Here is a 21,703-nt window from a genome sequence, read left to right as displayed (position 1 = left end):
CGGCCGTTAGGCTGAACGGTGATGGCATACCTGGATCACGCGGCGACGACCCCGATGCTCGACGAGGCACTCGAGGCGTACGTCGCCACCGCCCGCGAGGTGGGCAACGCGTCGTCGCTGCACGCGGCCGGCCGCCGTGCCCGGCGGCGGGTGGAGGAGTCCCGCGAGCGGGTGGCCGCCGCGCTCGGTGCGCGCCCCTCCGAGGTGATCTTCACCGGCGGAGGCACGGAGAGTGACAACCTCGCCGTGAAGGGCATCTTCTGGGCCCGCCGCGACGCCCGGCCCGATCGGGTCCGGGTGGTCTCCAGCGCGGTCGAGCACCACGCCGTGCTGGACGCGGTGGACTGGCTCGTCGGGCACGAGGGCGCGGAGGCCGGCTGGCTGCCGGTCGACGCGACCGGCCGGCTCGACCCGGAGCGGCTCCGCGCCGAGCTGGCCGAGCACGGCGACCGGGTGGCGGTGGTCACCGCGATGTGGGCCAACAACGAGGTCGGCACCGTCCAGCCGGTGGCCGCGCTGGCCGCGGTCGCCGCCGAGCACGGGGTGCCGTTCCACACCGACGCGATCCAGGCGGTCGGTCAGGTGCCTGTCGACTTCGCCGCGACCGGGGTGTCCGCGCTCACCGTGACCGGGCACAAGCTCGGCGGCCCGACCGGCGTCGGCGCGCTGCTGCTGGCCCGCGACGTCGCGGCCGTCCCGCTGCTGCACGGTGGTGGCCAGGAGCGCGACGTCCGCTCCGGGACGCTGGACACGGCCGGCATCGTCGCGTTCGCGGTCGCCGTCGAGGCCGCGGTGAAGGGCCAGCAGGAGTACGCGGCCCGGGTCGCCGCGCTCCGCGACGAGCTGGTCGAGCGGGTCCGTCGGGCGGTGCCCGAGGTGGTCTTCAACGGCGACCCGGCGGACCGCCTCCCCGGCAACGCGCACTTCTCCTTCCCCGGCTGCGAGGGGGACGCGCTGCTGCTGCTCCTCGACGCCCAGGGCATCGCCTGCTCGACCGGGTCGGCCTGCTCGGCCGGCGTGGCCCAGCCCTCGCACGTGCTGCTGGCCATGGGCGCAGACGACGACCGGGCCCGCTCCTCGTTGCGTTTCACGCTCGGTCACACCAGCAGCGGCGCGGACGTGGACACGCTCATCGCCGCGTTGCCGGCCGCCGTCGAGCGGGCCCGGCGCGCGGCCGCCCTCCGTACCCCCCGCTGACCCGGATACCCTCGGTAGGGACGAGGGGAGTGGGCCGGTGAGGGTTCTGGCGGCGATGTCGGGCGGGGTGGACTCCGCCGTGGCGGCGGCGCGTGCGGTGGAGGCGGGGCACGACGTGACCGGCGTGCACCTGGCGCTGGCCCGCAACCCGCAGACCTACCGCACCGGCGCCCGGGGCTGCTGCACGCTGGAGGACTCCCGGGACGCCCGGCGGGCCGCCGACGTGCTGGGCATTCCGTTCTACGTGTGGGACATGGCGGACCGGTTCCACGACGACGTGGTCGACGACTTCGTCGCCGAGTACGCGGCCGGCCGTACCCCGAACCCGTGCCTGCGCTGCAACGAGAAGATCAAGTTCGCCGCGGTGCTGGACCGGGCCGTGGCCCTGGGCTTCGACGCCGTGGTGACCGGCCACCACGCCCGGCTCGGCCCGGACGGCCTGCTGCGGCGCAGCGTCGACGCGGCCAAGGACCAGTCGTACGTCCTCGCGGTGCTGACCCGCGCGCAGCTCGACCGGTCGGTCTTCCCGCTCGGTGACTCGACCAAGGCCGAGGTGCGCGCGGAGGCCGCCCGGCGCGGCCTCGCCGTGGCCGACAAGCCGGACTCGCACGACATCTGCTTCATCGCCGACGGCGACACCCGCGGCTTTCTGGCCGAGCGGCTCGGCGAGGCCCCCGGCCCGGTGGTGGACGCGCTCACCGGCGCGGTCGTCGGCAACCACAGCGGCGCCTACCAGTACACCGTCGGGCAGCGACGTGGGCTGCACCTGGACCGCCCCGCGCCGGACGGACGGCCCCGCTACGTGCTCTCCATCACCCCGAAGACCAACACGGTGACGGTCGGCCCGGCCGAGGCGCTGGAGGTCTCCGCGGTGCGCGCGGTCCGCCCGGTCTGGACCGGCGGCCCGCGCCCGGACGGGCCGGTCGAGTGCGAGGTGCAGCTCCGGGCGCACGGTGACGTGGTCCCGGCCGCCGTCCAGGTCGACGCCGACGGCCTGCACGCCGCGCTGCGCCGACCGCTGCGCGGGGTCGCCGCCGGCCAGGCGATCGTGGCCTACCGGCCGGACCCGGCCGGCGACGTGGTCCTCGGCTCCGCCACCATCGCCACCATCGCCGCCTGACAGGTCGCCGCCCGGCTGCCCGTCCCGGCGGGCTGTCCCTGTGACGGGCTTGTTCTTGTGACGGGCTGCCCTGCTGGCGGGGCTGTCCACCCGGTGCGCTGCCGTCGCGGGCGGATCGTTTCCGGGCTGGGCCGTCTCGGACCGGACGTGTCCGGCGCGGCGCCTGACCGGCCCGACCTCTTCCACCCGGTGTCTCGCGCGGCACGTCGGGTCGGAGCAGGTATCCGGCGGTCCGGAACCTCCGGCGACGCGATGCCGTTGACCAGGCGGATCACCCGGTACCGACGAAGCCGGCGCGGAGCCTGCCGCCACCCCCTGCAAACTTGATGGCGTCGATGAGTCGCCTCGACCCGCCCTCGGCCCGGCTCTTCGATGACGCGGTTCGGCCGCTGTCCGGCGCGGTGACCCATCCGTGCCATCAAGTTTGTAGCCACTTCGTCAGTGACCGCCGGACGCTTCGGTGGCCATCCGCGCCCGCCCGGCGCCCCGACTCGCCCCGGCCGTGCGCCTTCGGCCGTGCGCCTTCGGCCGTCCGGCCGCTGCCGTCCGGCCGCTGCCGTGGCCCGGTCCCGGCCCGCGCTGTCCGCCGGGGGCGGCCCAGTCGATAGGCTTCGGCGGTGACTGATCAGCAGTGGCCCTGGCCGGCCGGGGCGGCGACCGGAATCGGTTCGCTGCCCGGCACCGACATCGCCGAGGCGCAGCGGATCGTGCTCGGCGAGCTGCCCGCGCTGCCGCATCTGCCGGAGCTGCCCGCCCGGGGCCCGGGCGCGGATCTCGTGGGCCGCACCGCCGGGCTGCTCGTCGAGCTTCCGGTCGAGCTGTACGCGGCCCGCTGGCGGATCGCCCTGCGTCCCGGCCGGGACCTGCGCCGCGCCCGTGACCTCATGGAACGCGACCTCGACCAGCTCGCCGAGCAGGCCGAGGAGTACGCCGGCCCGGTCAAGGTCCAGGCCGCCGGCCCGTTCACCCTGGCCGCCACGCTGGAGCTGCCGCTCGGCGGCCGGGTGCTGCGCGACCCGGGCGCGGTGCGGGACCTCGCCGGCTCGCTGGGCGAGGGGCTGCGCGGCCACCTGGCGGCGGTGAGCCGACGGCTGCCCCGCGCCACGGTGCTGCTCCAGCTCGACGAGCCGTCCCTGCCGGCGGTGCTGGCCGGGCGGGTGCCCACCGAGAGTGGCCTCGGCACCCACCGGCCGATGGAGGCCGAGGTGGCCCGCGCGCTGCTGCGCGGCGTGCTCGACGCGGCCGGCGTCCCCACGCTGGTGCACTGCTGCGCGCCGGACGTGCCGCTGGAGCTGATCCGTTCCGCCGGCGCGGTCGGCGTCGCCCTCGACCTGTCCCTGGTCACCGACCTGGACCCGCTCGGCGAGGCGCTCGACGCCGGGTTCGGGCTGCTGGCCGGCGCCGCGCCGACGCTGCCGCCGTCGTCCGGCCGGGCGCCCACGTCCGCGGAGGTCGCCGACCGGGTCCGCCGGCTCTGGGACCAGCTCGGCTTCCCCCGCCGGCGGCTGGCCGAACAGGTGGTGGTCACGCCCGCGTGCGGGCTGGCCGGCGCCACCCCGGCGTACGCGCGGGCCGTGCTGGCCGCCTGTCGCGACGCCGGCCGGCGGCTCGCCGAGGAGTGACGTTTTCCTGTCGTACGCCGGGGGCAGGATGGCCGGCATGATCGGACGACTGCGTTCCACCGTGATCGACTGTCCCGACCCGCGTGCGCTGGCCGGCTTCTACGCGGAACTGCTCGGTCTCCCGCTGATCGAGGACAATTCCGACGGCGACGACTGGGTGGTCCTCGGCGGCGCGCCCGGGCACCAGCCGCGGCTCGCCTTCCAGAAGGCGCTCGACCTGCGGGCACCCGACTGGCCCGACCCGGAGCGTCCGCAGCAGTTCCACCTGGACGTGACGGTGGACGACATCGAGGCGGCCGAGAAGGCGGCGCTGGCCCTCGGCGCCCGGCGGCTGCCCGGCGAGGGGGAGGGCTTCCGGGTCTACGCCGACCCGGCCGGCCACCCGTTCTGCCTCTGCTGGGACTGACCGCACGGGGCTTGCGCGGCCGGTGCATGATCACCACCGTGACCGCCTCCACCGACCGACGCGCCGCCGGCTCGCTCTTCGGCCTGGCCTACGGCGACGCCCTCGGCAAGCCGACCGAGTTCCTCACCGTCACCGAGATCGTCCGGCGCTACGGCCCGGCCGGTCCCCGCGAGCTGGAAGGTGACCCGGCACTGGTCACCGACGACACCCAGATGGCGCTGGCCGTGGCGTGGGCGTTGCACGACGCACCCGCGTACACGGCGGAGGCGGTGGAGCCGCTGCTGCGGCAGCGCTTCCTCGACTGGGCGGCCAGCCCGGAGAACAACCGCGCGCCGGGCATGACCTGCCTGCGGGCCTGCGCCGAGCTGAGTCGGGGCACCCGCTGGCAACAGGCCACGGTCGCCGGTTCGAAGGGCTGTGGCGCGAACATGCGGGTCACCCCGGTCGGGCTGCTCGACGTCGACCTCGACACGCTGGCCGGGCTGGCCCAGCTCCAGGCCGGCCTCACCCACGGGCACCCGACCGGGCTGGCGGCCAGCGAGCTGACCGCGTACGCGGTCCGGCTGCTGCGCGACGGCGCGGCGCTGCCGGCGCTGCCCGGCCTGCTCACCGAGCGGGCCCGCGAGCAGCGCACGGTCTACCGGGGCGAGTGGCTCGGCGACCTGTGGCAGCGTCCGGGCGTCACCGACCCGGCGGAGTTCATCGCCCGCGGCTGGGACGACTGCCTGCGGGTGCTCGGCCGGCTGGAGGCGGCGCTGGCCCGCCCCGACGACGGCGGCGACCCGTGTCGGCTCACCGGCGAGGGGTGGATCGCGGAGGAGGCGCTCGCGACCGCGCTGCTCTGCGCGCTGCGGCACCCGGACGAACCGGTCGCCGCGCTGGCTCGGGGCGCCACCACCGCCGGCGACTCGGACTCCATCGCCGCGCTGGCCGGGGCGTTCCTCGGGGCCGCGTACGGCATGGCCGCCTGGCCGGCCGGCTGGTCCGCCCGCATCGAGTACGCGGATCAGCTCACCGCCCTGGCCGACCCGCTGGACTGAGCGGCGTCCCGCGCTACGCGGTGAGGTGGGGCAGGCGGCGTACGCCGCGCCACACCTCGGGGTCGCAGTCGCCGGCGCGGTCCGCGAACGCGTCGAGCGGCACCCGGATCGGTTCGCTGACGTCGAGGAAGCTGTCGTGGTCCGCGCCCGGGTCCCAGGTACGGGTCGGGATCCGCACGTGGTCGTCCCGGTCCGACTTGTCCTGGCTGGTGATCTTCAGGACCTCGGCCGCCCGGCCGTCGACGCGCAGCACCAGGCAGGGGCGCACCTTCGAACCGGTGCCGTCGGCGTACGGCACGTCGGCCCACCAGATCTCCCCGGGCCGCGGCCGGTCCCCGGTCGGCCGGTCGGCGCCACGCGGCTTCGGCGGAGCGGCCACCCGCCCACCACCGGGTCGGTTGTCCCGCCCACGCCCGGGCCGGCTGCCCCGACCGTCGGTGGCGCGGCGGCGCCACTCGCTCCACAGCCAGCCCGCCGCCACGCAGGCCACGATCACCAGTGCCCAGATCAGCGCGTCGCGCATCCGTGCCCGCCTTCCGTCCGCTTCGGCCCAGCGATCGTCGCACGGTTGCGGCCCGTCCGCTCCGCGGCGCGGCACGCGTCCCCGGGGCGGCGGGTCGCCCTGCTCAGCACGGGTGGGCGGACGGTTGTCACAGCCGACCGTTACGGTTCGGGGGTAGCACGAGCACGGGAGGTCGACAGCGTGTCCGATGGTGGCGGCGTGTCCGAAGAAGCGGTTCCCCCGACGGTCGACGCCGCCCAGGAGGCGGCGGCCGGCGTCGAGCCGACCCCGGAGGCCCGGGAGCGGCACGCCACGCTGAGCCAGGAGCTCACCGAGCACCAGTACCGCTACTACGTGCTGGACGCGCCGACGATCACCGACGCCGAGTTCGACAGGCAACTGCGCGAGCTGGAGGCGCTGGAGGCGGAGTTCCCGGCGTTGCGCACCCCCGACTCGCCCACCCAGCGGGTCGGCGGCACGTTCTCCACCGACTTCACCCCGGTCACGCACGCCGAGCGGATGCTCTCGCTCGACAACGCGTTCGCCGACGAGGAGCTGGCCGCCTGGGCCGAGCGGGTCGAGCGCGACGCCGGCGGCCCGGTGCCCTACCTCTGCGAGCTGAAGGTCGACGGCCTGGCCATCAACCTGACCTATGAGAAGGGCCGGTTGGTCCGGGCGGCCACCCGCGGCGACGGCCGCACCGGTGAGGACGTCACCGCCAACGTCCGCAGCATCAAGGGCGTGCCGGCCCGGCTGACCCCGTCCGACGACTTCCCCGACGTGCCCGAGCTGATCGAGGTGCGCGGCGAGATCTACTTCCCGGTGGCCGGGTTCGCCGACCTCAACGCGAGCCTGGTCGAGCAGGGCAAGGCGCCGTTCGCCAACCCACGCAACGCCGCCGCCGGCAGCCTCCGGCAGAAGGACCCGCGGGTCACCGCCGGTCGGCCGCTGCGCCTGATCGTGCACGGCATCGGCGCCCGCAAGGGCTACCGGCCGTCCGCGCAGTCCGAGTCGTACGCCGCGCTCAAGGCGTGGGGGCTGCCCACCAGCGACCGCTGGAAGGTGGTGGCCGACCTGGCCGGCGTGGCGGAATACATCGCCTGGTACGGCAAGCACCGGCACGACGTCGAGCACGAGATCGACGGCGTGGTGGTCAAGGTCGACCCGGTCTCCATCCAGGGTCGCCTCGGCTCGACCAGCCGCGCGCCGCGCTGGGCGATCGCCTTCAAGTACCCGCCGGAGGAGGTCAACACCACGCTGCTCGACATCGACGTCAACGTCGGGCGCACCGGCCGGGTCACCCCGTTCGCCGTGCTCCAGCCGGTCCTGGTGGCCGGCTCCACGGTCGCGCTGGCCACCCTGCACAACGCTCGCGAGGTCGAACGCAAGGGCGTGCTCATCGGTGACACGGTGGTGCTGCGCAAGGCCGGCGACGTCATCCCCGAGATCCTCGGCCCGGTGGTCGACCTGCGGCCGGCCGACGCCCGCCCGTTCGTCATGCCGACCACCTGCCCGGCCTGCGGCACGCCGCTCGCGCCGGCCAAGGAGAGCGACGTCGACATCCGCTGCCCCAACGGGCGGACCTGTCCGGGGCAGATCCGCGAGCGGGTCTTCTACCTGGCCAGCCGCAAGGTGCTCGACATCGAGGTGCTCGGCGAGAAGGGCGCGGCGGCGCTGCTGGACGCGCAGATCATCACCAACGAGGGCGACCTGTTCCAGCTCGACGCCGAGCAGCTCGCCCGCTCGCCGTTCTTCGTCAACAAGGACGGCAGCCTCGGCACCAACGCCACCAAGCTGCTGGAGAACCTGGCCGAGGCCAAGGAACGGGATCTGTGGCGGGTGCTGGTGGCGTTCTCCATCCGGCACGTCGGCCCGACCGCGGCGCAGGCGCTCGCCCGGCACTTCCGCTCCGTCACCGCGATCGAGGAGGCGTCCGAGGAGGAGCTGTCCTCGGTGGACGGCGTCGGCCCGACCATCGCCGCGAGCCTCAAGGAGTGGTTCGCCGTCGACTGGCACCGCGACGTGGTGCGCAAGTGGGCCGCGGCCGGCGTCCGCATGGCCGAGGAGTCCGCCGACGAGGGGCCGCGCCCGCTCGACGGGGTCACCGTGGTGGTCACCGGCACGCTTGCCGGGTTCAGCCGTGACGAGGCCGCCGAGGCGATCCAGAGCCGGGGCGGAAAGGTGACCGGCTCGGTCTCCAAGAAGACCGGCTTCGTGGTGGTCGGTGACAACCCCGGCACCAAGGCCGACAAGGCCGCCACGCTGAAGCTGCCGATCCTCGACGAGGACGGGTTCCGGGTGCTGCTGGAGTCCGGTCCGGAGGCGGCCCGGGCGGTGGCCCGGGTCCAGGAGTGACCGGCGCCCGGGTGACCGCCCGGCGGCGTATACCAACTTAATTACGACTAGCACCGATTCGTGACTGTCGTGTCGGGGAAAGCGGTCCGGAGGGCGTTTCATTGGCGTACGGCGCGTGACTGCGCGCGCCAGGACCGTGCCCGGGAGGTGCGATGGCGACCGACGACCCGCGCAACTCCGTCCCGCCGGGGCGGACCGGGCCGTTCTTCGGCTTCGTCGGTGCGGTAGGTGTCGTCGCCCTGCTCGTCTCGGTCGGGCCGCTTGCCGCGCTGCCCGGCCGGCTGACCGAGCTGCCGGTAGCGTTCTGGACGATGGCGGCGCTCGCCGTCGCCTGCGACGCCCGCCCGTTCGTCCCGCCCGGCCGGCGGCAGACCTCGGCGGTCTTCCCGTCCACCTGCTTCACCTTCGCCATCCTGCTCGGCTGGGGTCTCGGCCCGGCGGTGGCGGTGCAGGCCGTGGCGGTGGCCGTCTCCGGCTGGCGTCTCGGGTACGCCGCCTGGCGCACCGGCTTCAACGCGGCCCAGTACGCGTGCGCGTTGGCCGCCGCGTACGCGGTCACCCGGTTCGGTCCGGGCGAGCTGTTCGGCGGTGGCCGGCTGCACTGGACGGACGTGGCAGCGGTGGGCGGCGCCACGGTGGCCTGGTTCGCGGTCAACTACGGGCTGGTCAACTCCGCCATCCGGCTGCGCTTCGGGGACCGGTGGTGGCCCAACGTCCGGCTCGGGCTGGCCTACGAGCTGCTCTCCACCGGCTCGCTGCTGCTGCTCGCGCCGGTGCTGGTGGCCGCCGCGCGGGCCAGCGCGGCGCTGATCCCGCTGGTGCTGGTGCCCCTCTTCGCGGTCTACCGGATGGCCCGGCTCTCCGCCGAGCGGGAGCAGCTCGCCGACGTCGACCCGCTGACCGGGCTGCCCAACCGCAAGGCGTTGCTCAGCGAGGTGGTCGAGCAGGTGCACCTGCACGCCGAGCGGGCCGCCCGGGGCGAGCCGGACGCCCACGTGGCCCTGCTGCTGCTCGACCTGGACCGGTTCAAGAACGTCAACGACGCGCTCGGCCACGCGGTCGGGGACCGGCTGCTGGTCGAGGTGAGCGCCCGGCTGATCGACGTGGTCGGCGAGCACGAGATGGTGGCGCGGCTCGGCGGCGACGAGTTCGCCATCGTCGTGCCGGGGCTGGCCGGCGTCGAGGAGGCCCGGGAGCGGGCCGACCGGGTGGTCGCCGCGCTGGCCGAGCCGGTGCCGTTGGACGGGCTGCCGCTGGACGTGGGCGGCTCGATCGGCGTCGCGCTCTTCCCCGAGCACGGCGAGGACTTCGCCACCCTGATGCGGCACGCCGACGTGGCCATGTACGACGCCAAGCACCGCACCGACACGGTCGCGGTCTACGCGCCGGAGTCCGACCACAACTCGGCCGAGCGGTTGAGCCTCCTGGCGGACCTGCGTCGGGTGCTGGAGTCCTCGCCGTCGCCCTCCGGGGAGCCGGTGGGCGTGCGCGGCGGGGACGGCGCGGCGCTGACGCCGGGTCTGCCCGCCGCCCGGCCGGCGCACCCGGCCCGCCGGCGGCTCCGGTGGCGTCGGGAGCGTGTCGAGGCGCGCTCCGACGACGACCTGATCGAGCGGATCCTGACCGGCGCCGACCCGACCCGCCGCCGGGCCGACCGGGTCCCCGGCCCGGTTCGTTCCGGCGGTGATGCGGCGTCGGCCGCGTCGGCCCCACCGGCGTCGGCCGCGTCGGCCCCACCGGCGTCGGCCGCGTCGGCCCCACCGGCGTCGGCCGCGTCGGCCCCACCGGCGTCGGCCGCGTCGGCCCCACCGGCGGCGGCGAAGGTGGCGCCGGCTGCGTCGACCGTGTCGGCCCCGGCCGGCGGATCAGCCGCGGAGGCCGTCCCGGCCGCGCGGCTCGCGGAGACCACGGCCGCGTCGGCCGCGGAGGCCGGCGAGATCACCATGTACTACCAACCGCAGATCGCCATCGCCACCGGCGAGGTGGTCGGCGTCGAGGCGCTGCTGCGCTGGCGGCACCCGCGCCGGGGCATGGTCGACCCGGGGGAGCTGATCCAGGTCGCCGAGCAGAGCGCGGTCATGCGGCTGCTCACCCGCCGGGTGGTGGACGACGTGGTGGAGCAGCTCGCCAAGTGGTCCGCGGCCGGGCTCACGTTGCGGTCCGCGCTCAACGTCAGCGTCCGGGACCTGCACACCGGCGAGATCGCCGACCAGATCGCCGACCGGCTGACCCGGTACGGCGTCCCGCCCGAGCGGCTCCAGGTGGAGATCACCGAGGGCGCGCTGATGGCCGACCCCCGTCGGGTGCTGGCCAGCATCACCCACCTGCACCGGATCGGCGTCGGGATCGCGCTCGACGACTTCGGCACCGGGTACTCCTCCCTTCAGCACCTGCGCCGGCTGCCACTGTCCGAGGTGAAGGTGGACCGGTCGTTCGTGCTGGGCATGGCCGACGACCCGGACGACGCGGCGATCGTCCGCTCGATGATCGAGCTGGCCGGCGCGCTCGGCCTGCGGGTGGTCGCCGAGGGCGTGGAGGACGAGCGCACCTGGCGGCTGCTGCACGCCGCCGGCTGTGACGTGGCACAGGGCTGGTTCCACGCCCGGCCGATGCCGGCCGAGGAGCTGATCGCCTGGCTGTCGCGTTACCGCCCGGTCCGCCCGACCGCGGTGGACGGCGACGGGCGGGCCGGGCCGGCAGCGGAGGGGGAGTCGAAGGCGTCGTCGTGACGGCGGGACAATAGACTCGCTCCGGTCACCGCGCGTCATCGTGCTCCGTCAGGCGCGCGGCCGGCACACGCAGACGTCTGAAGGACAGCCACGAAGGGGGCACCCGATGGCCGCCATCTCCCGCGAGGAGGTCGCGCACCTCGCGCGACTGTCGCGGCTCGCCGTCACCGAGGAGGAGCTGGACATGTTCGCCGGCCAGCTGGACGTGATCCTCCAGTCGGTCGCGCAGGTCGGCGAGGTCGCCGCGGCGGACATCCCGCCGACCTCCCACTCGGTGCCGCTGACCAACGTGCTCCGCGAGGACGTGGTGACGCCGAGCCTGACCCCGCAGGAGGTGCTGTCGGGTGCGCCCGACGCCGAGGAGCAGCGGTTCCGCGTTCCGCGGATCCTGGACGAGGATGTGGCATCGTGACCGACCTGACCAGGCTCAATGCCGTCGACCTCGCCGGCCTCGTCGCCAACGGTGACGCCTCGGCGGTCGAGGTCACCCGCGCCCACCTGGACCGGATCGGTGCCGTCGACGACCGGGTGCACGCGTTCCTGCACGTCGACAGCGACGGCGCGTTGGCCGCCGCGCGGGCCGTGGACGAGCGCCGCGCCGCCGGTGAGGAGCTGGGCCCGCTGGCCGGCGTCCCGGTCGCGGTCAAGGACGTGCTGACCACCAAGGGCGTGCCGACCACCGTCGGGTCGAAGATCCTGGAGGGCTGGCGTCCGCCGTACGACTCGACGATCGTCGAGCGGCTGCGGGCCGCCGGCACGGTGATGCTCGGCAAGACGAACATGGACGAGTTCGCGATGGGCTCGTCCACGGAGTACTCCGCGTACGGGCCGACCCGGAACCCGTGGGACACCGAGCGCATCCCGGGCGGCTCCGGCGGCGGCAGCGCGGCGGCGCTGGCCGCGTACGAGGCGCCGCTGGCGATCGGCTCGGACACCGGCGGCTCGATCCGTCAGCCCGGCGCGGTCACCGGAACGGTCGGCGCGAAGCCCACCTACGGCGGCACCTCCCGGTACGGCCTGGTGGCGTTCTCCTCGTCGCTGGACACGCCCGGCCCGTGCGCGCGTACCGTGCTCGACGCCGCGCTGCTGCACCAGGTGATCGGCGGCCATGACCCGCGCGACTCCACCTCGATCCCGGCCCCGGTGCCGGACGTGGTGGGCGCGGCGAAGCTCGGCGCGAGCGGTGACCTGACCGGCGTCAAGCTGGGCGTGGTCACCGAGTTCACCGGCGAGGGCGCCGAGCCGGGCGTGATGGCGGCGTTCCGCGAGTCGGTCGAGGCGCTGGCCAAGCTGGGCGCCGAGATCGTCGAGATCTCCTGCCCGCACTTCAAGTACGCGCTGCCGGCCTACTACCTGATCGCGCCGAGCGAGTGCTCCTCCAACCTGGCCCGCTTCGACGGCGTCCGGTTCGGCCTGCGGGTCGGCGACGACGGCAACCGGTCGCTGGAGGAGGTCATGTCGCTGACCCGCGAGGCCGGCTTCGGCCCCGAGGTGAAGCGGCGCATCATGATCGGCACGTACGCCCTCTCGTCGGGCTACTACGACGCCTACTACGGCCAGGCGCAGAAGGTCCGCACGCTGATCACGCGCGACTTCACCAGCGCGTTCGAGCAGGTGGACGCGCTGATCTCGCCGACCACGCCGTTCGTGGCGTTCCCGATCGGCGCGCGCACCTCGGACCCGTACCAGATGTACCTGGCGGACCTGTTCACCATCCCGACGAACCTCTACGGCGGTCCGGCCATCTCGGTGCCGTGCGGGTTGTCCGACGGGCTCCCGGTGGGTCTGCAGATCATGGCGCCGACCATGGCCGACGACCGGATGTACCGGGTGGCCGCCGCACTGGAGTCCAGCGTCGGCGCGTTCACCCCACCAGCACTGTGAGGCAGGAGCAGATGACGACGACACTGCCCGCGTACGACGAGGTCGTCGCGCGCTACGAACCGGTGATCGGCCTGGAGACCCACGTCGAGCTGGGCACGAACACCAAGATGTGGTGCGGCTGCCCGACCGACTTCGGTGGCGAGCCGAACACCCGGGTCTGCCCGGTGTGCCTGGGCCTGCCCGGCTCGCTGCCGGTGGCCAACAAGGCGGCCATCGAGGCGACCATCCGGATCGGCCTGGCGCTGAACTGCTCGATCGCCGAGTGGTGCCGGTTCGCCCGGAAGAACTACTTCTACCCGGACATGCCGAAGAACTTCCAGATCAGCCAGTACGACGAGCCGCTCTGCTTCGACGGTCACCTGGACGTCGAGGTCGACGGCGAGCTGGTGCGCATCGGCATCGAGCGGGTGCACCTGGAAGAGGACACCGGCAAGACGCTGCACGTCGGTGGTGCCACCGGCCGCATCCACGGCGCCACCGAGTCGCTCGTCGACTACAACCGGGCCGGCATCCCGCTGGTCGAGATCGTCACCAAGCCGATCCCCGGCACCGGTGCGCTCGCCCCGGAGATCGCCCGCGCGTACGTGGCCGAGCTGCGCGACGTGATCCGTTCGCTGGGCGTCTCGGACGTGCGGATGGAGGAGGGCTCGCTGCGCTGCGACGTCAACACGTCGCTGAACCTGCCCGGCGCGGAGTGGGGCACGCGGACCGAGACCAAGAACGTCAACTCGCTGCGCTCGGTCGAGCGGGCGGTCCGCTCGGAGATGCTGCGCCAGGCGTCGGTGCTGGACGCGGGCGGCCGGATCGTCCAGGAGACGCGCCACTTCCACGAGGACACCGGCGACACCACGTCGGGCCGGTCCAAGGAGACCGCCACCGACTACCGGTACTTCCCGGAGCCGGACCTGGTGCCGCTCGCGCCGGACACCGCCTGGGTGGCCGAGCTGAAGGCCGCCCTGCCGGAGCTGCCGCGGCTGCGCCGCAAGCGGATCCAGCAGGACTGGGGCCTCTCCGACCTGGACATGCAGTCGGTGGTCAACGCCGGCGCGGTGGAGCTGATCGAGGCCACCGTGGCGGCCGGCGCCACCCCGGCGGCGGCCCGCAAGTGGTGGCTCGGTGAGCTGTCCCGGCGCGCCAACGAGACCGGCGTGGAGCTGGCCGACATCGGGGCGACCCCGGCGCAGGTGGCCGAGCTTCAGGGCCTGGTCGACGCCGGCAAGCTCAACGACAAGCTGGCCCGTACGGTGCTGGAGGGCGTGGTGGCCGGCGAGGGCTCGCCGACCGAGATCATGACCGCCCGAAACCTGGAGGTCGTCTCGGACACCGGCGCGCTCACCGCCGCCGTGGACGAGGCGATCGCCGCCAACCCGGCCATCGCCGACAAGATCCGCAGCGGCAAGGTCGCGGCGGCCGGCGCGTTGGTCGGCGCCGTCATGAAGACCACCCGCGGCCAGGCGGACGCGAAGACCGTCCGCGAGTTGATCCTGGAGCGCCTCGGCGCTGCCTGACGTGCAAGGAAGGGCCCCTTCTTAACGCCTGGTGCATAAGAGGGGGCCCTTCCTGACACCTCACCCCCACACCGAGGGCGTCAACGGCGACGCCCGGATGGAGACAGCGTGAACACCGACGTCCTCGACGAGATCCAGCGCCGGGTGCTCTGGCTCGCCACCCGCATCGTCGACGCGGCCAACCACGACCGGGACACCGGCGACGGGGTGAAGGTCGGCGGCCACCAGGCGTCGAGCGCGTCGCTGGTGACCGCGATGACCGCGCTCTGGTTCCAGCACCTGGACGCCGAGGACCGGGTCGCGGTGAAGCCGCACGCCTCCCCGGTGTTCCACGCCATCCAGTACCTGCTCGGCAACCTGGACCGGTCCTACCTGCCGAAGCTGCGCGCGCGGGGCGGGCTCCAGTCGTACCCGTCGCGGACCAAGGACCCGGACGAGGTGGACTTCTCCACCGGCTCGGTCGGCCTGGGCGCCGCCGCGCCGCTGTTCGCCGCCGTCACCCGCCGCTACGTCGACGCGCACTTCGGCGCGCGCCCGCACTCCCGGTTCATCGCGCTGATCGGCGACGCGGAGCTGGACGAGGGCAACATCTGGGAGGCGGTCGCCGACCCGGCCACCACCGGCCTGGGCAACGTGATGTGGCTCGTCGACTTCAACCGCCAGTCGCTGGACCGGGTCGTCCCCGGCATCCGGATCAACCAGTGGCGGGGTCAGTTCGAGGCCGCCGGCTGGCACGTCGTCGAGGTCAAGTACGGTCGCCGGCTCGCCGAGGCGTACGCCCGGCCGGGCGGCGCGGCGCTGCGCGACTGGATCGACCGGATGCCGAACGAGCAGTACCAGTCGCTGTTCGGCCTGGCCGGGCCGGTCCTGCGCAAGCAGTTCCTGGACGGCGCGCCGGACGAGGTGACCGCGTTCGTCGCCGACGTCCCGGACGACGAGCTGGGCCCGCTCGTCACCGACCTGGGCGGGCACGACGCGCAGGCGCTGCTCGACGCGTACGCCCAGTGCGACGCGGTCACCGACCGGCCCAGCGTGGTGTTCGCGTACACGGTGAAGGGCTGGGGGCTGCCGATCGCCGGCAACCCGCGCAACCACTCGGCGCTGCTGAGCACCGAACAGGTGGCCGCGCTGCGGACGGCGCACGGCCTGACCGCGGAGACCGAGTGGGACCGCCTCGACCCGGCGTCCCCGGCCGGCATCTGGGCCGGCGAACGCCGGGAGGCGCTGTCCCGCGCGCCGCGCGAGCGGGCGCTGGGCGTCACCGTGCCGGAGTCGACCCGGGTACGCGCGAACAAGCCGGTCTCCACCCAGGAGGTGTTCGGCCGGGTGCTCGTCGACCTGGCCCGTGACCCGCAGGTGGCGCCCTACCTGGTGACCACCGCGCCGGACGTGGCCACCTCGACCAACCTGGCCGGCTTCATCAACAAGACAAGTGTGTTCGCCCCGACCGAGCAGCGTTCGTGGACCGAGGACCGGATGCTGCGCTGGACGGAGAGCCCCGCCGGGCAGCACATCGAGCTGGGCATCTCCGAGATGAATCTGTTCCTGCTGCTGGGCCAGCTCGGCCTCTCCTGGGACCTGTCCGGCCAGCCACTGCTGCCGGTCGGCACGGTCTACGACCCGTTCGTGCTGCGCGGGCTCGACGCGTTCCTGTACGGCACCTACTCGGGTTCGCGGTTCGTGGTGGCCGGCACCCCGTCCGGCATCACGCTGGCGCCCGAGGGCGGCGCGCACCAGTCCACCATCACCGCGTCGGTGGGCCTGGAGCTGCCCGGGGTGACGTTCCTGGAACCCGCGTACGCCGGCAGCCTGGACTGGCTGCTCTGCGACGCGCTCGGGCAGATCGCCGGCGGCGCCGCGCCGGCCGTCACCGCCGCGCCGGCCGAGGACGGGGCGTACTACTTCCGGCTCAGCACCCGACCGATCGACCAGGCGCCGTTCGAGGCGGCGCGGGCCCGGCTCGGTGACGCGGTGCTGCGCCGGCAGGTGGTGGCCGGGGCGTACCGGCTCGTCGACGCGCACCAGGCGTACCCGGATCTGGCGGACGCCCCGGTCGTGCAACTCGCCGCCTCCGGCGCGGTGCTGCCGGAGGTGCTGGCCGCCGCCGCGGAGCTGGCGGAGGAGGGCGTGGCGGCGCACGTGGTGGACGTGACCAGCCTGGACCGGCTCTACCGCGCGTGGCAACGGACGCTGCGTCAGGGCGTGCGGACCGCCACCGTGCCGAGCGTGCCCGGCGCGCTGCGGTCGGCGTTCGCCGACCGGGTGCCGGTGGTGACCGTGCAGGACGCGGCCTCGCACGCGATGGCCTGGCTCGGTTCGGCGGTCGGCGCCCCGGCGGTGCCGCTCGGGGTGGACGAGTTCGGTCAGTCCGGCACCGTCCGGGAGCTGTACGAGCTGCACGACCTGCTGCCCGGCAGCATCGTCAACGCGGCGCTGGCCGCGCTCGCCCTGCGCTGAGTCAGCTCGGGGTCGGGGCCGGGGTCGCGCTGGGCGATCCCGATTCCGGGGCGCCGCGGGTCGGCGTCGGGGTGACCGGCACCTCGTCGCCCTTGGCCGGGTCCCGGATGACGTGCCGTTCCAGGTTGACCTGCGACTGCCCGGTGCCGCCCACGGTGATCTCGTCGTACGCCTGGAGCAGCTTCTGCTGGTCGAAGTAGAGCACCGTCATGGCCAGCGGCGTCGGCTTCTCGCCCTCCAGCCCGCGCAGCCCGGCCCCACCGGTCGAGCCCTCCACCATCAGCGTCGTCGGCTGCTCGCCCGGCACCTGCGGCAGCTTCGACACCTGGCGGGCGTGGGTGTGCCCGGAGAGCACCAGCGGGCAGGTGCCGGAGAGCGGCCCGGCCGACGCCGGGTCGTGCACCAGCGCCACGTCCACCTTCCGCGGTGACTTCTCCACCGTGGCGGCGAGCTGCTCGCCGGCGCCGATCACCTGGTCGGCCACCGCCGACGTGAGTCCGCTGCCGGCCGGCGAGGTCTCCTTGTCCGGGGTGAACCGCGGATCGCCGATGCCGGCGATGGTCAGCCCGGCCACGGTCGTGGTCGAGTTGTTCAACACCACGGCGTTCGGCTGCTGGGCCACCGCCGCGGCGGTCCGCGGCGAGTCGTGGTTGCCGCGGATGTAGACGTAGGGCTTCTTGAGCAGGCCGATCGAACCGACGTAGGACGCCTCCGGCTCGCTGCCCCAGTCGGTGAGGTCGCCGGTGTCGATCACGACGTCGATGCCGAACTGCTCGACCACCGTGCGGATCAGCTGCCAGCCGGTCGGGTTGAGGTGCATGTCCGAGACGTGCAGCACCCGGGTGGTGCCCGGGGACGGCTGCACCACCGGCAGCGACGAGACCGTGGTGTAGAGCTTGCTGACGTTGCCGACCAGCCGCTGGAGCTGCTCCGCGTACTTGGTGTAGTCGTTGGCGATCCGCCGCGCGTCACCCACGATCGCGGGCGCGTTGACCAGCAGCCCCTCGTACCGCGGTTCCTCGATCGCCTGTGGCCGCAGGGTGGCCGCGCCCAGGCCGAGACTGCCGGCGGTGATGACCAGCGCCAACCCGCCGGCCCAGGCGGTCCGCCGCACGTCGCGGAAGACCAGCCCGGCCAGGAGCAGGGTGGCCAGCACCGCCGCGGCGAGCGTCCGCAGGCCGAGCCGCATCACGCCGTCGCGGACGTCCTGCACCGCCGACTGGCTGGCCCGGCTGATGCTCGCCGGATCGTCGATGAGTGCCTCGGTGCGTCGCTGGTCCAGGGAGCCCACCTCGACGGTCAGGTACGCCGGCCCGTCGTGGCTGTCCAGCAGCAACGCGCCCAACGGCGGGATGTCGACGGTGGTGCCGCCGCTCAGCGACGGGCTGAGCTTCAGCTCCGCCCGGAACGGGCCGATGTCGGTGCCGACGTGGCCGCCGGCGTACGTGCCGACCACGATGCCGCCGAGCGTGACCGCGAGCAGCGCCAGCGCCACGCCGACCCGGCGCAGCCGGTGGCCCGGCCGCCAGGCCGCGAGGCGGCGGGCGCGTCCGGTCGCCGGGGACGTCGGGTTCCCGGCGCGCTCCTCTTCGTTCTCCTGGCCGTCCATGCTGAGATTCTGACCTGCCCAGTGAGTGATCTTGGCAAACCTGCCCGAAGCGGCTCAGCTCCGGCCGGCGCCGCCGTCCGCGAGGACCAGCCGCAGGATCCGGTCGTCCTCGGCGGCCGGCCGGCCCCGGCCGTCCCGGTTCGAGGTGCTCACCCAGATCGAGCCGTCCGGCGCCACGGCGGCGGCGCGCAGCCGACCGTACCGCCCGGTGAGCAGCTCGCGCGGCTGGCCCAGGACGGTCCCGTTGCCGGCCAGCTCGACCAGCCACAGCCGCTGCCCGCGCAGGCACGCGGCGACCAGCAGCCGCTCCACGGCGGCCAGCCCGGAGCAGGACGCGTCGGCGGTGCGCCACTGCACGACCGGGTCCACGTAGCGGTTGTCGTCGCCGCGCCCCTCGACCTGCGGCCAGCCGTAGTTGCCGCCCTGGTTGATCTGGTTGATCTCGTCCCAGGTGTTCTGGCCGAACTCCACCGCGTACATCCGCTTGTCCGGCATCCAGGCGAAGCCCTGCACGTTGCGGTGCCCCGAGGACCACACCGGCGAACCGGCGGTCGGGTTGCCCGGGGCCGGCTTGCCGTCCGGGTTGATCCGGAGGATCTTGCCGGCGAGGCTCTTCGGGTCCTGCGCGTTCGCGGTGCGCCCGGCGTCCCCGGTGCTCACGTAGAGGAAGCCGTCCGGGCCGAAACCCAGGCCGCCGCCGTCGTGGTTGCCGGCCTTCGGGATGCCGGTGAGGATCGGCGTCGGCGTCTGACCCAGCCGCAGCTTCGCGACCCGGTTGTCGGCCTCGGCCGTGTAGTAGACGAAGATCATCCGGTCCTGCGCGTACTTCGGCGAGACGGCGATGCCGAGCAGGCCCCCCTCACCGCCGGCCGCCACGCCGGGCACCGTCTGCACCGGCCGGACGGCCAGCCCGTCCGGCCCCGACTCCGGGCCGACCTGGACGATCCGGCCGCTGTCCCGCTCGGTGACCAGCGCCGCGCCGTCGGGCAGGAACGCGATCGCCCACGGCACCGCCAGCCCCTTCGCCAGCACCGTGGCCACCACCTGCTGGCTCGCCCCGCCGGGGCTGGCCGTGCTCGACGGCGTCGGCAGGTTGGGTGGCTCGCCGGCCGGGTCCGGCTCGGGCTCGCCGAGTGCGCAGCCGGCGGTGCCCAGCAGCAGCGCCGCGCAGGACGCCGCCAGCGCCGTCCGGAGGCGGTGGGCGCGGGGGTACGGGAGTCGCGGGCTCACCCGGCCCAGCGTAGCCGCACGCGACGGCGAACCGGGCCGGACGAGCGCCGCCGGTGACCGCCGTGTCCGGGCCGTGTCCGGGCGCCGGGTGCGGATGACGTGGTGCGGGCCGGCCGCTCAACCGGCGCGCAGGGCGAGCACGGCGACGTCGTCCTCGCGGCGGTGCGCGGCGGCCAGCAGCCGGTCGCAGAGCGCGGCCAGCGGCACGTCGGGACCGTCGGCGGCGAGCCGGTCGAGCAGCTCCGCCTGCCCCTCGTCGATCGGCTGGTCGCGGCGCTCGATCAGACCGTCGGTGTGCAGCAGCAGCGTGTCGCCCGGAGCGAGTGTCAGCGTCCGGCCGGTGCGCCGGGGCGGGCGGACCAGACCGAGCAGCGGACCGCGTCCCTCCGCCACCGACACCGTGCCGTCGGCGCGGATCAGCACCGGCGGCGGGTGCCCGGCATTGCACCAGCGGACCTGGAGCCCACCGTCGCCGGGCCGGACCCGGGCCAGCACGGCGGTGGCGACCGTCGGCACCCGGAGCCCACCGATGGCCCGGTCGAGGTTGGCCACCAACTCCTCCACCGGATCGTCCCGCCCGTACGCGTTGCCCCGGACCAGATTCCGCAACTGGCCCATGGTGGCGGCGGCCTCGATGTCGTGGCCGGCGACGTCACCGATGGCGGCGATCAGCTCGCCGTCGGGCTGGACGAACGCGTCGTACCAGTCGCCGCCGACCTCGACCCGGTCCGCCGCCGGCAGGTAGCGGGCGGCCAGTTCCATCCCGGACACGGTCGGCAGCACCGGCAGCATGCTGTGCTGGAGCACCTCGGCCACGTGCCGCTGCTCGCCGTAGAGCCGGCTGTTGCCGACCGCCTGGCCGGCGCGTACCCCGATGTCCTGCGCGGTGCGCAGGTCGCTCGCGTCGAACCCGCGCCGGCCGGCGCGGTTGACAAGCGTGACGGTGCCGATCACCCGGTCGCCGACGGCGGTGATGGGCACCGTCAGGTGCGAGCCGATGCCGAGCCGTTCGGCAAGCGGCACCAGCTCCGGGCGGGTGGTGCCGCGCGCCACGTCCGCGATGCCGGCGGCGCTGCTCATCACCGGCCGACCGGAGCGCAGCACCGAGCGGATCAGCGACTCCGGGCCGAGCCCGGTGGTCAGCAGCGAGGCGAAACGGGCCAGGTCGGCGCGGCGGTCCCCGTCCCGGTGCACGCCGGAGACGCTGCGCGGCCGGCCCGCCGGGTCGACCAGCGTGATCAGGCACCAGTCGGCCAACAGCGGCACCATGGCGTGCGCCAGGCGGTCGACCGCGGTGGTCACGTCGAGCGTGCCGCCGAGCATCTCGCTCATCCCGGCCAGCATCGCGAGCCGGTCGTGGGCCTCCTCCGCGCGGCGGCGGGCCTGTTCGGCGCTGCGGACCGCGATCCGCAGCCGCAACTCCGACGAGCAGGCGGCGGCCAGGTCGGCGAGCGTACGCAACTGCTCCCTGGTCCAGGCGCGGGGCTTGCTGTCGATGGCGCAGAGCGAGCCGAGCACCCGCCCCTCCAGGTCGGTCAGCGGCATGCCCGCGTACGCCACCACGCCGAGGTCCTCGATGGCGAGGTTCAACCGCACCCGTGGGTAGAGCCGGGCGTCGGGCAGCACCATCGGCACCTCGATGTCGACGACGTGCTGGCAGAACGAGTGGCTGAGCGGGGTCTCCCGGCGATCGGCCCAGGGCTGCGGCAGCCCGGTCGCGCCGGGGAAGAACTGGCGATCCGCGTCGACCAGGGAGACCAGCGCGACCGGCACGTCGAGCAGGTCGCCGACCAGCCGCGCGAACCGATCGAACGCCTCGTCCGGCACCGCGTCGAGGCGTGTCTCGTCGAGGGACCGCAGCCGGTCGGGATCGGTAAGCGCCGGAATCGGCGCCGCCTTCCGCTCCGGGTCGTCCTCGCTCATCGCCCCCCTGTCGTGCGCACCGCGACGCCGGCCGGCGTCCCGCCCCCGATTAAACCCTGTCGCACTGGTGTCCGACCCCCGGCGGGGCGTTCGTCACGGCCGCCGCGGCGTCTACCTGCGG

General features: G+C 74.4%; 15 protein-coding genes. 11 read left to right on the top strand and 4 right to left on the bottom strand.

Features of this window, described 5'->3' with window-relative positions; genetic code table 11:
• Window positions 1-21 precede the first annotated feature (21 nt).
• From TPA0908_RS07450 to TPA0908_RS07430, 5 genes are all read left to right on the top strand, one after another.
• A complete protein-coding gene (locus TPA0908_RS07450; RefSeq protein WP_281935895.1) occupies window positions 22-1,197 on the top strand; it encodes a cysteine desulfurase family protein in 1,176 nt (391 codons plus the stop codon).
• Between the two features lie 37 nt (window positions 1,198-1,234).
• Window positions 1,235-2,317 carry a tRNA 2-thiouridine(34) synthase MnmA gene (gene mnmA / locus TPA0908_RS07445; protein WP_281935894.1) on the top strand — a complete coding sequence of 361 codons (1,083 nt, stop codon included), beginning with the start codon at window positions 1,235-1,237 and terminating at the stop codon, window positions 2,315-2,317.
• Between the two features lie 617 nt (window positions 2,318-2,934).
• Window positions 2,935-3,939 (top strand): methionine synthase, encoded by a 1,005-nt coding sequence (locus TPA0908_RS07440; RefSeq protein WP_281935892.1) that lies wholly within the window; start codon window positions 2,935-2,937, stop codon window positions 3,937-3,939.
• Between the two features lie 37 nt (window positions 3,940-3,976).
• The gene (locus TPA0908_RS07435; RefSeq protein WP_281935890.1) at window positions 3,977-4,345 is read left to right on the top strand and encodes a VOC family protein; all 369 of its coding nucleotides are present in this window, start codon (window positions 3,977-3,979) and stop codon (window positions 4,343-4,345) included.
• A gap of 26 nt (window positions 4,346-4,371) precedes the next feature.
• Window positions 4,372-5,385, top strand: coding sequence for an ADP-ribosylglycohydrolase family protein (locus TPA0908_RS07430; protein ID WP_281935887.1), 1,014 nt, complete (start codon window positions 4,372-4,374; stop codon window positions 5,383-5,385).
• A gap of 13 nt (window positions 5,386-5,398) precedes the next feature.
• Here the strand turns inward: TPA0908_RS07430 and TPA0908_RS07425 are convergent, their stop codons facing one another.
• Complete coding sequence (locus TPA0908_RS07425; protein ID WP_281935886.1) at window positions 5,399-5,908, bottom strand: type II toxin-antitoxin system PemK/MazF family toxin; 510 nt, start codon at window positions 5,906-5,908, stop codon at window positions 5,399-5,401.
• A gap of 180 nt (window positions 5,909-6,088) precedes the next feature.
• On the opposite strand from TPA0908_RS07425, the gene ligA reads away from it, so the two are divergent.
• The 6 genes from ligA to TPA0908_RS07395 all read left to right on the top strand — a co-directional run bounded on the left by ligA (window position 6,089) and on the right by TPA0908_RS07395 (window position 16,820).
• Entirely contained in the window at window positions 6,089-8,242 is a 2,154-nt protein-coding gene (gene ligA / locus TPA0908_RS07420) for an NAD-dependent DNA ligase LigA (protein ID WP_374709178.1), read from the top strand.
• Window positions 8,243-8,394: 152 nt separating this feature from the next.
• Window positions 8,395-10,971 (top strand): putative bifunctional diguanylate cyclase/phosphodiesterase, encoded by a 2,577-nt coding sequence (locus tag TPA0908_RS07415; RefSeq protein WP_281935883.1) that lies wholly within the window; start codon window positions 8,395-8,397, stop codon window positions 10,969-10,971.
• Between the two features lie 106 nt (window positions 10,972-11,077).
• The gene (gene gatC / locus TPA0908_RS07410) at window positions 11,078-11,383 is read left to right on the top strand and encodes an Asp-tRNA(Asn)/Glu-tRNA(Gln) amidotransferase subunit GatC (protein WP_281935881.1); all 306 of its coding nucleotides are present in this window, start codon (window positions 11,078-11,080) and stop codon (window positions 11,381-11,383) included.
• Window positions 11,380-12,855, top strand: a complete 1,476-nt coding sequence (gene gatA, locus TPA0908_RS07405; RefSeq protein WP_281935879.1) for an Asp-tRNA(Asn)/Glu-tRNA(Gln) amidotransferase subunit GatA — start codon at window positions 11,380-11,382, stop codon at window positions 12,853-12,855. Before gatC ends, gatA begins: the two co-directional genes overlap by 4 nt.
• An 11-nt stretch (window positions 12,856-12,866) precedes the next feature.
• Window positions 12,867-14,363, top strand: coding sequence for an Asp-tRNA(Asn)/Glu-tRNA(Gln) amidotransferase subunit GatB (gene gatB / locus TPA0908_RS07400; RefSeq protein WP_281935876.1), 1,497 nt, complete (start codon window positions 12,867-12,869; stop codon window positions 14,361-14,363).
• A 108-nt stretch (window positions 14,364-14,471) separates the two neighbouring features.
• Window positions 14,472-16,820 (top strand): transketolase-like TK C-terminal-containing protein, encoded by a 2,349-nt coding sequence (locus TPA0908_RS07395; RefSeq protein ID WP_281935874.1) that lies wholly within the window; start codon window positions 14,472-14,474, stop codon window positions 16,818-16,820.
• A gap of 1 nt (window position 16,821) precedes the next feature.
• Here TPA0908_RS07395 and TPA0908_RS07390 read toward each other — a convergent pair whose 3' ends face one another.
• The 3 genes from TPA0908_RS07390 to TPA0908_RS07380 form a co-directional block, all read right to left on the bottom strand.
• Window positions 16,822-18,429 (bottom strand): metallophosphoesterase family protein, encoded by a 1,608-nt coding sequence (locus tag TPA0908_RS07390; protein WP_281935872.1) that lies wholly within the window; start codon window positions 18,427-18,429, stop codon window positions 16,822-16,824.
• 54 nt (window positions 18,430-18,483) lie between these two features.
• A complete protein-coding gene (locus TPA0908_RS07385; protein WP_281935870.1) occupies window positions 18,484-19,659 on the bottom strand; it encodes a PQQ-dependent sugar dehydrogenase in 1,176 nt (391 codons plus the stop codon).
• 117 nt (window positions 19,660-19,776) lie between these two features.
• A complete protein-coding gene (locus TPA0908_RS07380) occupies window positions 19,777-21,582 on the bottom strand; it encodes a SpoIIE family protein phosphatase (protein ID WP_281935868.1) in 1,806 nt (601 codons plus the stop codon).
• Between the last annotated feature and the right edge of the window lie 121 nt (window positions 21,583-21,703).

The organism is Micromonospora sp. AKA38 (genome assembly GCF_027925725.1).
Taxonomy (GTDB): Bacteria; Actinomycetota; Actinomycetes; order Mycobacteriales; family Micromonosporaceae; genus Micromonospora.
This window is presented reverse-complemented; position numbering and strand designations above follow the sequence as displayed.